Here is a 12,112-nt window from a genome sequence, read left to right as displayed (position 1 = left end):
AACGACACCCGACCCACCCGACCAGCCACAACACCCTCCAACCACACGATGTTGCAACCACCCCAAGAACCCAAGCCACCTTGGGTGCGTTGAACGCAACCAAGGCCACATTGGGGCGCTTGGGCTCAGCGGACCGGGTCGGCCAGGGGGATCTCGCCCTCGCCGAGCCAGGAGCCGCGCCAGGCCAGGTCGTCTCTGACCAGCGGTTTTCCGCAGGCGTCGCACTTGGGGCCCGGCCGGGTGACCTGGCCGCAGCGGGTGTGGACCAGCGTCATCGGGCCGGGCGCGTTCTCCGACGACGTGTGCGCGTCACCCCACGCGCCGAGGGCGTGCAGCACCGGCAGCGCCTCCGAGCCGGCCCGGGTGAGGCGGTATTCGTGCCGGGTGCGGCCGCCGTCGCGGTAGGGGAGCTTCGTCAGCAGGCCGCGGTCGACGAGCTTGGCCAGCCGGGTGGTCAGCACGTTGTCGGCGATGCCGAGCTGGGCACGGAAGTCCTCGAACCGGGTGGTGCCCGCGGTGGCGTTGCGCAGGATCAGCAGCGTCCACGGCTCGCCGAGGACGTCGGCGGCGCGGGCGATCGGGCAGGCGGCGTCCGCCCAGGTGATGCGACGGCTCATGGGTGATCCCTTCGACCTGACTTGCTGCGAGCAAGTTTACGCCGTAGGGTCGGTGGCAGCTAGCTTGCAAAGAGCAAGCCAGGTGCGAGAGGAGTTCGTCATGGACATCACGGGTGCGGTGGCACTGGTCACCGGGGCCAACCGGGGGCTCGGACGGCGGTTCGCGGCCGCCCTCCTCGAGCGCGGCGCGGCAAAGGTCTACGCCGCCGCGAGGAACCCGGAGTCGATCGACCTGCCGGGGGTCGTCCCGCTGCGGCTCGACGTGACCGACCCGGAGTCGATCCGGGCAGCCGCCGCGCTGGCGGGCGACGTCACGCTGCTGGTGAACAACGCCGGTTCGTCGACGGGCGCGTCCCTGCTCGGCGGGTCCCTCGAGGACATCCGGCTGGAGATGGACACGCACTATTTCGGCACGCTGGCCGTGACGCGCGAATTCGCGCCGGTGCTCGAGCGCAACGGCGGCGGCGCGGTGCTCAACGTGCTGTCGGTGCTTTCGTGGTTCACCGCACCGCGGGTCGCGGCCTACTCGGCGGCGAAGTCGGCGGCCTGGTCGCTGACCAACGCGCTGCGCCTCGAACTCGCGCCGCAGAAGACGCAGGTGACGGCGCTGCACGTGGGCTACATGGACACCGACATGGCCAAGCACGTCGACGGGCCGAAAATCGACCCGGCGGTCGTCGCGGGATTGGCGTTGGACGGCGTCGAGCAAGGCCGCTTCGAGGTGCTCGCCGACGACGTCAGCCGCAACGTGCGGGCCGGGTTGTCCGGTGATGTCCCGGCGCTGTACCCCGAGCTGGTTTCCTGACCGCCGTTCCGGATGGCGCTTTCCGGACCCCGGAATACGGCGGTGACGGCCGCGGGCGTATGAATGGGCGGGTGCCGGAACACGTCGAAGCCGGAATGGGCCGAACGAGAAACCGCTGGGGCGAAGGAGAACGGCTGCGCGGCGAGATCCTGGCCGCGGCCGGCCGGTTGCTCGCCGAACTGGGCGGTGAGGACGGGCTGACGATCCGCGGGGTCGCGCGCGCCGTCGGCATCGCCCCGGCGAGCATCTACCAGCATTTCTCCGATCGTGCGGAATTGGTCCGCGGTTTGCTCGAGCACGAATACGCCCGGCTGCGGGATTCGATGCGCGCGGCGGAGGAGTCCCGGAGCGAAACCGACGTCGTCGGCCGGGTCCTGGCGCAGATTCACGCGTACTGCGCCTTCGCCATGGAGAATCCGGGCCATTACCGGCTGATGCTCGCGAACGGCGCGTCCCGGCCGGCTCCGGACGCCCGCGCGGAAGGCCCGCTGCTGGACGTGATCGACCACCTGGCCGCGGGCTTCGAGCGCTGCGTCGAGGCGGGCCACCCGCTGAGGGTCACCCCGGGCCGGGCGGCGGCGGTGGTCTTCGTGGGCGCGCACGGGCGGGTGGCGCTGTTCCACAGCGTCCTCAACCGGACGGGGGCCGAGCTGGTGGAGCCGTTCGTGGACGAGCTGGTGTCGCTGGTGTTCGCGTGAGCGGCTTGCGCATCAGCACGCAGGTGGTTTCGTAGCGGCGGACCGAGCCGTCCGGAGCTTCCTCGTCCCAGCCGTCGGGGGCGGTGCCGTAGGCGGTGTAACCGAGCCGCTCGTACAGCTCCCGCGCCCGCGGGTTGTCCACTTCGACCCCCAGCTCGGCGTGGGACAAGCCGCGCGCGCGAATCCGTTCTTCGGCGGCGAGCGCCAGCGCCGTGCCGATCCCGCAGGACTGCAGGACCGGGTGCACGGCCAGCTGCCCGATGGTGCCCGCGCCGGGGTTCGCCCGGTAGTCGATCAGTCCCTTGCCGACGGGCTGCCCGGACCGCGCCGCGCACGCCACCAGGTATTCCGCCTCGCCGCCGCGGACGCGGACCAGCGCCCGCGCCACGTGTTCGAGGTGCAGGCGCGAGCCCGACCAGCCGCACTCGGGGAGATCGGCGTCGGTGAGGTCGCGGATGGCCAGGGGGACCACGATTTCGGAGCGCACGCCGCACGGTATCGGGTGCGGGCTGCGGCGGCCGACGGATTTTCCGTCTCGGTGCCGATCAGAGCGCCCGCTGGGCCGCGTCCAGATTTCCGGCCAGCCACTCGGAGACGAACCGCTCCCGGTCCGCGTTCGTGTCCTTCCGCGGCACCATTTCCGCCAGCATGATCAAGCCCAGGTACACCCGGTACAACGTCAGCCGCCGGCGGGCGGGGGCGTCGAACCGGGCCGGACCATATCCCGCCAGCAAAGGCGGGTCCAGGTCGTGGAACAGCGTGAGCGAAACGAATTCCGCCACCGGGTCGCCCCAGAACGCGCGTTCGGCGTCGATGATGCCCGATACCCGGCCGTCCTTCACCAGGATGTTGCCGTCCCACAGGTCGAAGTGGACCAGGACCGGTGTCGTGACCAGCTCCAGCAGCGGCTCGTGGCGGCGCACCAGGTGGGCGATCTCCGCAGCCGGGCGCGGCAGGCGCACGCGGTAGCGGACGGCGTCCGCCAGCACGTCGCCCACCATCGCCGTGAACGCCGAGGGCCACGTGGGGTGCAGGGGGTCCTGGAGGTAACCGAACCCGTCGCCGGTCGTCTCGTGCAGGGCCGCCACGATCGCGCCCAGTTCGGCGCGCAGGTGCGGGCCGGTGCCGGGCGTCCGGTTCCACGGCTCGCCCGGCACCTCCGTCATCAGCAGGAACCCCGGCCCGGCGCCCACCACCGACGGCAGCGGCCCGGAAACCAGGCGGTAGTACTCCGCCTCCGTCGCCAGCAGGTCGTGTTCGTACGTCAGACCGGCGGCCGTCGGCGCGATCTTGAGCACCAGCCGGCGTCCGTCCGCCAGCCGCAACCGGACCGCCCGGTTGTACGTCCCGCCGCCGATGTCCTCGGCCGCCACCACCGCTGCCGGGTCGATGCCCGATGCCGTCAGCTGCCCTTCCACCCGGTCGAGTCTCCCAGCTTTTCCGCCGCGTCGGCCAGGTCCTCCGGCGTCGGGGCGTCGTCCTGGGTGAGGCTGCGCCGCCAGTAGCCGGTGAACTCGACGGCGCTCTTGGCGAGGCCGCGGTCGCCGACGAGGTGGCGGCGCAACGCGCGGACCGTCGAAGCCTCCCCGGCCAGCCAAGCCGCCACCGATCCCGCCGGCAACGCCGCGCCGCGCACCGCCTCCAGGAGACGGCTGCCGTGCTCGGCACCGTTCCGGTGCAGCCAGTGCACCTCGCCGGGCAGCGGCTGCTCCTCCGCCGCGTCCGCGACCTCGACGAACGCCACCGTGTTGTCCACTTCGGACAGAATGGAAGCGAGGGCGGGGATGGCCGTCTCGTCGCCCGCGCACAGCAGGGTGTCCGCTGTGGACAGGGAACGGCGGTAGGCCGGGTCCGGGCCGTACCGGCCGAGGACTTCACCCACCGCCGCCCGGGAAGCCCAGGCGGTGGCCGGTCCCGCCGGGCCGGCGTGCAGCACGAAGTCGACGTCGATGGCCGCCCGCCCGGGATCGCGGCCGCGCACGGTGTAGCTGCGCATCACCGGGCGTTCTTCGGCCGGGATCGCCAGGTACGTCTGGTACCAGCGCATGACGTCGTCGCCGGCCGGCGGCAGCCGCACCGGGCGGCCCGGTGGCGGGAACAGGAGCTTGAGCTGCTGGTCCGGCCACGGCTCCAGCTCGCCGAGGCCGTCGCCGGTGAAGGTGACGCGCACGGTGCGCGGGGTCACGCGCCGCACCGCCGTCACTTCGAGCAGACCGGTGGGTTTCACGGCTTCCCCAGGTATTCGCGCAGGTGGCGGGCGGTGAGCGTGGAGGCGTCGGCCACGAGCGAAGCCGGCGTGCCTTCGAAGACCACGCGGCCGCCGTCGTGCCCGGCGCCGGGGCCGAGGTCGATCAGCCAGTCGGCGTGGGCCATCACGGCCTGGTGGTGCTCGATGACGATCACCGTGTTGCCCGCGTCGACGATCCGGTCGAGCAGGGCCAGGAGCTGGTCGACGTCGGCGAGGTGCAGCCCGGTCGTCGGCTCGTCGAGGATGTAGGTCGATCCCCGCTCGGCCATCCGGATCGCCAGCTTGAGCCGCTGCCGCTCACCACCCGACAGCGTCGTCAGCGGCTGCCCGAGCGTGATGTAGCCGAGGCCGACGTCGGCGAGCCGGTCGAGCACCCGCCGCGCGTTGCCGGTGGGGAAGAACTCGCGCGCTTCGGCGACGGACATCGCCAGCACCTCGCTGATGTTCTTGCCGCGCAACAGGTGGGTCAGCACCTTGGGGGTGAACCGCTTGCCCTCGCACTCTTCGCAGACCGACGCGACCCCGGCCATCATCGCCAGGTCGGTGTAGATCACGCCGAGGCCCTTGCAATGCGGGCAGGCACCTTCGGAGTTGGCGCTGAACAGGCTCGCCTTGACGCCGTTGGCCTTGGCGAACGCCGTGCGGATCGGGTCGAGCACGCCGGTGTAGGTCGCCGGGTTGGACCGCCGGGACCCGCGGATCGCCGACTGGTCGACCACAACGACGTCGTCGCGGTGGGCCAGGGAGCCGTGGATCAGCGACGACTTCCCGGACCCGGCGACGCCGGTGACCACGGTCAGCACGCCGAGCGGGACGTCGACGCTGACGTCGCGCAGGTTGTGCAGGCGGGCGCCGGTGATCGACACGTGCCCCTTGGGCGTCCGCACCTCGGGACGCAGGGTGACGCGGTGGTCGAGGTGGCGGCCGGTGAGCGTGCCGGACGCGCGCAGGCCGTCGACGCTCCCGGCGTAGCAGAGCCGGCCGCCGTCGGTGCCCGCGCCGGGGCCGAGGTCGACGACGTGGTCGGCGATCCGGATCGTCTCCGGTTTGTGCTCGACGACCAGGATCGTGTTCCCCTTGTCCCGCAGGCAGAGCAGCAGGTTGTTCATCCGCTCGATGTCGTGCGGGTGCAGCCCGACGGTCGGCTCGTCGAAGACGTAGGTGACGTCGGTGAGGCTGGATCCCAGGTGGCGCACCATCTTCACGCGTTGCGCCTCGCCGCCCGACAGCGTCGCGGACTCGCGGTCGAGCGACAGGTAGCCGAGGCCGATTTCGACCAGCGAGTCGAGGGTGTCGCGCAGGTTGCCCAGCAGCGGCCGGATCGACGGCGCGTCGAGGCTCCGGACGAACCCGGCGAGGTCGCTGATCTGCATGGCCGCGCAGTCGGCGATGTTCCTGCCGCCGATCTTCGCCGAGAGCGCGGCCTGGTTGAGCCGCGCTCCGCCGCATTCGCCGCAGGTCTTGAAGGTGGCGGCCCGCTCGATGAACGCGCGCAGCTTCGGCTGCAGCGACTCGACGTCCTTGTGCAGGTAGAGCCGCCGGACCTTCACCGCGAGGCCCTCGTAGGTGACGTTGGTCTTGCCGACCTTCACCTTGCAGGAGTCCTTGTGCAGCAGGTCGTCGAGCTGCTGCGGCGTGAAGTCGCGGATCTTGGCGTCGGGGTCGTAGAAGCCGGAGGAGAGGTAGGTCTGCACGTACCAGGTGTCCGGTGTGAAGCCCGGCACCTGGATCGCGCCCTCGTGGAGGGAAAGGTCGAAGTCGAGCAGGGCGTCGACGTTCAGGTCGGACACGCGGCCGAGCCCTTCGCAGGCGGGGCACATGCCTTCGGGCAGGTTGAAGCTGAACGCGCCGGACGTGCCGACGTGCGGTTCGCCGAGCCGGGAGAACGCGATCCGCAGCATCGCGTAGGCGTCGGTCGCGGTGCCGACCGTGGAGCGCGAGTTCGCGCCCATCCGCTCCTGGTCGACGACGATGGCCGCACTGAGGTTCTCGAGCAGATCGACGTCCGGGCGCGACAGGCTCGGCATGAACGACTGGAGGAAGGCGCTGTAGGTCTCGTTGATCATCCGCTGGGACTCGGCCGCGATGGTGCCGAAGACCAGGGACGACTTGCCGGAGCCGGAGACGCCCGTGAACACCGTGAGCCGGCGCTTCGGGATGTCGAGGTCGACGCCGGTGAGGTTGTTCTCCCGGGCGCCCCGGACCTGGATCACGTCGTGGGTGTCGGCGGCCCGCCTGGGTGAGGTCATACCGTCCTTCTTGATAGTTTAGGCTGTAAAGTGATTCTCCAGAGTACATTACTTTAGGCTGTAAGGAGTCGGCAAGGTGGTCGTCTTCGCGGGTCAGGGCGACGCCCGGCGGTCCATGGAGCTGCTGTGGGGGCCCCGCGTGGTGGCCCCGCGCACGGGTCCGGGACCCAAGCCGGGCCTGTCCGTCGAGGCGATCGTCGCGGCGGCGATCGAGATCGCCGACGCCGAGGGCATGACGGCGCTGTCGATGCGCTCGGTCGGCGAGCGGCTCGGCCGCACGGCGATGGCGCTCTACACGTACGTGCCGGGCAAGACCGAGCTGGTCGACCTCATGTACGACCGGACGCTGAGCGAGCTGCCTTCGTCGTATCCGGAGTCTTCGGGGTGGCGGGCCGCCGCGTTGGCCCTGGCCGGTGCGTTGTGGGACCTGCACCTGCGCCACCCCTGGCTGCTGCAGGTCTCGCCGGCGCGCCCGGTGCTCGGGCCGGGCGAGTTCCACGTGCAGGAGACGCTGCTTTCCGTTCTGGCTTCGACGGGGTTGCCGCTGCCGCGGGTCCGCTGGGTGGTGTCGGCGCTGTTCAACATCGTGCGCGGCTCGGTCCAGGCGGCGGCGGAGTCCCGGCAGGCGGCGCGGGAGACGGGACAGTCCGAAGAGGACTGGTGGTACGCGCGGTCGGCGCTGCTGGAGGAGCTGGCCCCGGACCTGACGGCGCGGTTCCCGACGGTGGCGAAGCTGGGGGCGGAGGGCGAGTACGAGGCTTCGGCGTCGGAGGAGCCCTATCTCGAGCGGGAGGCGCGGCTGTCGTTCGAGGCGGGGCTGGAGCTGCTCCTGGACGGCGTCGAGGCGGCGATCGTCAAGGCTTCCGGGCCTCGATGAGGAACCGCGTCGAGTGGGCGACGAACGGGCCATCGCGCTCGATCAGCTCGTGCAGCTCCCGCAGCTTGCCGCGGTAGCGCTCCACCGTGAACCCCGGCACCAGCCAGATCACCTTGCGGAGGAAGTACACCACCGCGCCGATGTCGGAGAACTCCGTGCGCAGCGACTCCGACCGCAGGTCGGCCACCTCCAGCCCCGCGGCGGACGCAGCCGTCACGGCGTGGTCCGGGTGGCGGCTCTCCCGGACGGCAGGTGGCTGCGGGCCGCGGAAGAACTCGACCAGCTCGAACACGCTCGCCGGGCCCACCTGCTGCGAAAAGTACGTCCCGCCCGGACGCAGGACGCGGGCGATCTCCGTCCACCGCGTCGTCACCGGGTGGCGGCTGGAGACCAGGTCGAACACCTCGTCGGCGAACGGGATCTCCGTGGTGGCCACCACCAGCACCCCGCGCGGCCGCAACCGGGCCGCGGCGCGCGCGATGTTCGGCGGCCACGACTCGGTGGCGACCGACACCGGCGGCAGGGCCGGGCAGCCGTCGAGGACTTCGCCGCCGCCGGTTTCCAGGTCGAGCGCCGCCTGGGCCGAAGCGAGGCGCGAGCCCAGCAGCCGCTGGTAGCCCCACGAAGGGCGGGCCTCGGTGGCGCGGCCGTCGAGCCAGGAGAAGTCCCAGCCGTCGACGGGCGCCGCCGCCGCTTCGGCCACCAGGTCCTCGAACACGGCTCCGATCGTCACAAAGCCGGCGGCGGGCCGCCACCCGGTTTCCGGACCGGGGGCGGCGGCACCGGCTTGGCCAGCGCGACGGCGTCGAACGCCACCACGACCGGGCCGCGCCGGGTCTCGATCGTGCAGGAGACGTCGTCGCGGGCCACCAAGTTCCCGAGCGCGTCGGTGAAACCGCCCTCGATGCGGTGGCGCACCACGACCCGCGTTCCCAGGGGTACTTCCCGCAGCAGCTTCACAGCCGGCCGCTCAGCTCCGCGTCCGACGGCTCGACCAGGAACGAACCGTCCTCCCAGACGATCGTGGGGATGCGGCGCGCGCCGTCCTGCAGCTCGCGGACCCGGCGCTCGGCCGCCGCGTCCGCGCACCAGCTCGCGCCGTAGACCGTCAGTTTCACGAAACTACCTCCGTAACAGGGGTTTCCGCCGGGACGTGGTGGCCCAGGCCGGTCAGCCAGCCGCGGAACACCCGGTGCAGGGCCTCCGCCCCGACGACCTCGCCGGGGAACGCCAGCTCGCGCGGGTGCACGACGAAGCCGCGCTGCTGCGGCCCGCCCAGCCCGCCGTGCGAGCCCACGTGCGTCTCGAACGGCGACGCCTGGTCCGCAGCGGGGTCGTAGCGGCTGTTGATCATGACATCCGCGCAGTGCGGGAACGTGTCCACCCGCCGGATCAGCTCGGCGGCGTGCGGACCGTACGGCAGCAGCGGGTCCTCGCCGACGACCACGCCCGTCGTCAGCCGGTGGAGGCCGTCGCGGCCCAGCACCACCGGGCCGTACTCGCGGCTGCGCACCAGCAGGAACCCGACGCCGGGGTGGTCGACCAGCGACGGCAGCAGGTCGGGGAACTCCCGCTCGATCGTCTCCAGCTCGACGCGGCCTTCGTGCTCGGTGAACGAGACCATCGCGAGGTGCCCGGACACGACCACCACCACACCCGGCGCCACGCGGGTGACCGCGCCGGGTGAGCCGGACGTCGTGCGCGGGGAGTCTTCGGTGCACTCCGCGTCCTCCACCCGGGCGCGCAGCCGGCGCGCGATCGGGCCGCCGCCCTTCGCCGCCTCCGCCAGGGCCGCGTTGATCTGCCAGCTCTCGGCCTGCCGCCGCTTCCCCGAAGACGCCGCCGCCGGCGGGGGCGAGCCACCGCACAGCCGTCCGACGCAGGCCTCGATCGTCTCGCCGAACCGCTGGGAGAACGCCTGGCCCTGGGTCTGGCCGTGGTCCGACAGCGCCACCACGTGGTAGCGGCGCGGCGCCAGCCTGCTCGCCCGGTGCAGCCGCGCGATCTGCTGGTCGATCGAGCGCAGCACCGAGAGCGTGTCGAACCGCTCGATGCCGGAGTGGTGCGCGACCTCGTCGTAGCCGAGGAAGTCCGCGTACACCACGGACCGTCCGGCGAGCATGTCGCCCAGGATCGCCGAGACGACGACGTCGCGCGCGATCACCGTTGTGCCCGGCCGCGCGAAGGGGTACCAGCCGCCGCGCGGGATCCGCGGCACCACGCCGGCCCGGCGCTGGCGCACCGACGCGCTGACCTCGCGGAAGACGTCGACGAGCGCGACGGCGAACGTGCGCAGCGCGTTGACCGGGTTCGCGAAGTAGGCGTAGTAGCCCGCGCCGAGCCGGTCGCGGTGGCGGCGCAGCAGTTTCTTCGGCACCAGCACCGGGATCGAGCTCATGGTGAGGCTGACGTGGGCGGCGTCGCCGGAGAAGAGGTTGCCGCGGCTCGCGCCGTCGCCGGCCAGCAGGCCGCGCCCGTCGGAGTGCCGCCGCTCGATCTCGGCCGCGTCGGCCGGGTGCGCGCACGCCATCACGTGGTCGCGGTCCTTTTCGTACCAGCGGAAGCCGAGGATGTCGTGGTTGGAGCCGTGCAGGATGCCGCAGACGCTCGCCCCGGTCTGCGAGCTCCAGTCGGTGTGCCAGCGGGTCAGCGCGTGACTGCCTCCGGCGAGCCAGGCGGCGAACGTCGGCATGTCGCCGTCGCGGATCGCGCGGCGGACGGTGTCGAACCCGAGTCCGTCGATCTGCAGGAACAGCACGCCGGGCGGCTGGTCCGCGCCGTCGGCGGCGGGGGTGTGCCGACGACGGCGGCGGGCGGCCCGGCGGAAGAAGATCTCGTCTTCGTCGACGGCGAGCACGCTGGAGATCAGCGCACCGACGGCGGCCATGCCGAAGGTGACGATCACCGCCGTCCGCAGGTCCGCGACCTCGACGCCGGGCACCCCGCGGAACACGGCCAGCGTGCCGGCGCCGAGCAGCAGGAACCCGGAGAGGCCGAAGGTGAAGAACGCCAGCGGGTAGGCGATCCGCATGACCAGCGGCCAGCCGACGGCGGCGAGCAGGCCGAGCAGCAGCGCGCAGACCGGGGGCTGCCACCAGTGCGTCATCCGGAAGCCGGGCAGGAGCACGTCGAGCAGGCGCAGCGCGCCGGTCACCGCGATCCCCACCCCGGCCGCGCGGGCGACGGCCCGGCCGCCGCGCAGCAGCCTGCCCTTCGGCGCCGCCGTCGTCACACCCGCTCCTTGGTCTTGCGCCGCCACCGGGCGATCAGGTTGGCCAGCACCGTCACCAGCAGGACCAGCACCGTCGCCAGCAGCGTCGCGACGAGGGGCGAGTCGAAGAGGCCGCCGCTGAGGATGCCGAGCACCGCGTACGCGATCGCCCAGAGCAGGCACGCGCCGAACGCGGCGGGCAGCAGGCGCCGCCACGGGTAGCCGAGCGCGGCCGCCGCGAGCAGCACCGGGATGCGCCCGGCCGGGATGAGCCTGCCGAGCACGACGAGCTGCCAGCCGCGGCGGGCGAACTGCTCGCGGGCCTGCTCGAGCCGTTCGGCGGGCTGGCGGCGGCTGATCCAGCGGAACGCCGCTTCGCTGCCCAGGCGCGGGATCCCGAACGTCACGACGTCGCCGGCATACGCGCCGAGCGTGGCCAGGACGACCACGAGCGGCAGGGACAGGTGGCCCGTCGTCGTCGCGACGGCGGCCGCGGCCCCCACCACCGCGCCGGTCGGCACGACGGGCACGATCGAGCCGAGCAGCACACCGCCGAACACCGCCGGGTACCCGACGGCGGCCGGGTCCGTCCAGTTCACGCGCGGTCCGTCGGCGCGGGGAGGACGACGTCGGCGCCGGGCTCGGTGAACAGCACTTCGGTGGTGCCGCCGGCGGCTTCGGCCGCGAAGACCCGCGGCGGATCGGCCAGCAGCCGCCGCATCCGGGCGGTGCGCCGCAGGCCGGGCGGGGCGAGCGTGCCCCAGTGCACGGGCACGGCGGCACGGGCCCCGACGAGCGCGGCGGCCCGCGCGGCGCGGGCGGGGTCGAGGTGCCCGGGGCCGAGGTTCGGGCCCCAGCCCCAGACGGGCAGCAGGGCGACGTCGACCGGGCCGAGGTCGCGCATGCCGTCGAAGAGGTCGGTGTCGCCGGCGTTGTAGACGGTGGTTCCGGCGTTTTCGACGAGGTGCCCGAGCGCGGGACTCTGCGGCCCGTGGGTCAGCCGCGGCCCCCACCGGTGTCCGGAGTGGACGGCTTCGGTGGCGGTGACGGTCAGGCCGCCGTCGGTGAGCGTCTCCCCGGGCGCGATTTCCTCGACGCGCTCGAAGCCCTTCTTCCGCAGCCACGTCCCGGCGCCGCGGGGGACGACGATCCGGGTCCGGCGGCCGAGCAGCTTCAGCGACGGCAGGTGCAGGTGGTCCCCGTGCAGGTGGGAGAGCAGGACGAGATCGACGCCGGCGTAGCTCGCGGGCGGCGGCACCGGAACGACCCGGACCAGCCCACCGACCCGCGCGGTGAGCACGGGATCGGTCAGCACGACCCGGCCGCCGAGTTCCAGGCGGACGGTCGAATGGCCGAGGAATCGCAGGCTGAAGCCGCTCACGCCCCGAGTATCACCTCCGCCGGCCC

The 12,112-nt window shown here is 72.6% G+C and carries 14 protein-coding genes; 3 read left to right on the top strand and 11 right to left on the bottom strand.

What is annotated here, in order from left to right:
• Positions 1–125: 125 nt before the first annotated feature.
• Positions 126–617, bottom strand: a complete 492-nt coding sequence (locus Q5425_RS38170) for a helix-turn-helix domain-containing protein (protein WP_308677273.1) — start codon at positions 615–617, stop codon at positions 126–128.
• A gap of 100 nt (positions 618–717) precedes the next feature.
• Here Q5425_RS38170 and Q5425_RS38165 point away from each other — a divergent pair, with 100 nt between their 5' ends.
• Both Q5425_RS38165 and Q5425_RS38160 read left to right on the top strand, forming a co-directional pair.
• Positions 718–1,422, top strand: a complete 705-nt coding sequence (locus Q5425_RS38165; protein ID WP_308677272.1) for an SDR family oxidoreductase — start codon at positions 718–720, stop codon at positions 1,420–1,422.
• A gap of 95 nt (positions 1,423–1,517) precedes the next feature.
• Positions 1,518–2,120 (top strand): TetR/AcrR family transcriptional regulator, encoded by a 603-nt coding sequence (locus Q5425_RS38160; protein ID WP_308677271.1) that lies wholly within the window; start codon positions 1,518–1,520, stop codon positions 2,118–2,120.
• Here the strand turns inward: Q5425_RS38160 and Q5425_RS38155 are convergent.
• The 4 genes from Q5425_RS38155 to Q5425_RS38140 are packed head-to-tail and all read right to left on the bottom strand — an operon-like array spanning position 2,053 to position 6,617.
• Entirely contained in the window at positions 2,053–2,607 is a 555-nt protein-coding gene (locus tag Q5425_RS38155) for a GNAT family N-acetyltransferase (RefSeq protein ID WP_308677270.1), read from the bottom strand. The two genes, Q5425_RS38160 and Q5425_RS38155, sit on opposite strands and share 68 nt — an antisense overlap.
• A 58-nt stretch (positions 2,608–2,665) precedes the next feature.
• Complete coding sequence (locus tag Q5425_RS38150) at positions 2,666–3,538, bottom strand: aminoglycoside phosphotransferase family protein (protein ID WP_308677269.1); 873 nt, start codon at positions 3,536–3,538, stop codon at positions 2,666–2,668.
• Positions 3,523–4,347 carry a siderophore-interacting protein gene (locus Q5425_RS38145; RefSeq protein ID WP_308677268.1) on the bottom strand — a complete coding sequence of 275 codons (825 nt, stop codon included), beginning with the start codon at positions 4,345–4,347 and terminating at the stop codon, positions 3,523–3,525. The genes Q5425_RS38150 and Q5425_RS38145 overlap by 16 nt, the downstream gene beginning before the upstream one ends.
• The gene (locus Q5425_RS38140; RefSeq protein ID WP_308677267.1) at positions 4,344–6,617 is read right to left on the bottom strand and encodes an excinuclease ABC subunit UvrA; all 2,274 of its coding nucleotides are present in this window, start codon (positions 6,615–6,617) and stop codon (positions 4,344–4,346) included. Before Q5425_RS38140 ends, Q5425_RS38145 begins: the two co-directional genes overlap by 4 nt.
• Positions 6,618–6,693: 76 nt before the next feature.
• Between Q5425_RS38140 and Q5425_RS38135 the strand changes: the two genes are divergently transcribed.
• Positions 6,694–7,494 carry a TetR/AcrR family transcriptional regulator C-terminal domain-containing protein gene (locus Q5425_RS38135; protein ID WP_308677266.1) on the top strand — a complete coding sequence of 267 codons (801 nt, stop codon included), beginning with the start codon at positions 6,694–6,696 and terminating at the stop codon, positions 7,492–7,494.
• On the opposite strand, the gene Q5425_RS38130 is transcribed toward Q5425_RS38135, so the two are convergent.
• Genes Q5425_RS38130 through Q5425_RS38105 form a run of 6 tightly spaced genes read right to left on the bottom strand, consistent with a single transcriptional unit; the run spans position 7,472 to position 12,086 of the window.
• Entirely contained in the window at positions 7,472–8,227 is a 756-nt protein-coding gene (locus tag Q5425_RS38130; RefSeq protein WP_396135344.1) for a methyltransferase domain-containing protein, read from the bottom strand. The two genes, Q5425_RS38135 and Q5425_RS38130, sit on opposite strands and share 23 nt — an antisense overlap.
• On the bottom strand, positions 8,224–8,454 hold the full coding sequence (locus tag Q5425_RS38125) for a ferrous iron transport protein A (RefSeq protein WP_308677265.1): 231 nt from the start codon (positions 8,452–8,454) through the stop codon (positions 8,224–8,226). Before Q5425_RS38125 ends, Q5425_RS38130 begins: the two co-directional genes overlap by 4 nt.
• Positions 8,451–8,612 carry a hypothetical protein gene (locus tag Q5425_RS38120; RefSeq protein ID WP_308677264.1) on the bottom strand — a complete coding sequence of 54 codons (162 nt, stop codon included), beginning with the start codon at positions 8,610–8,612 and terminating at the stop codon, positions 8,451–8,453. Before Q5425_RS38120 ends, Q5425_RS38125 begins: the two co-directional genes overlap by 4 nt.
• Positions 8,609–10,726: a phage holin family protein gene (locus Q5425_RS38115; protein WP_308677263.1), complete on the bottom strand. Its 2,118-nt coding sequence runs from the start codon at positions 10,724–10,726 to the stop codon at positions 8,609–8,611. The genes Q5425_RS38120 and Q5425_RS38115 overlap by 4 nt, the downstream gene beginning before the upstream one ends.
• Entirely contained in the window at positions 10,723–11,304 is a 582-nt protein-coding gene (locus tag Q5425_RS38110) for a VTT domain-containing protein (RefSeq protein ID WP_308677262.1), read from the bottom strand. The genes Q5425_RS38115 and Q5425_RS38110 overlap by 4 nt, the downstream gene beginning before the upstream one ends.
• A complete protein-coding gene (locus Q5425_RS38105) occupies positions 11,301–12,086 on the bottom strand; it encodes an MBL fold metallo-hydrolase (RefSeq protein ID WP_308677261.1) in 786 nt (261 codons plus the stop codon). Before Q5425_RS38105 ends, Q5425_RS38110 begins: the two co-directional genes overlap by 4 nt.
• Between the last annotated feature and the right edge of the window lie 26 nt (positions 12,087–12,112).

Origin of the sequence: Amycolatopsis sp. A133, assembly GCF_031082405.1 — a bacterium.
GTDB lineage: Bacteria > Actinomycetota > Actinomycetes > Mycobacteriales > Pseudonocardiaceae > Amycolatopsis.
The sequence above is the reverse complement of the archived record's forward strand: the minus strand, read 5'-3'. Positions and strand labels throughout refer to the sequence as shown.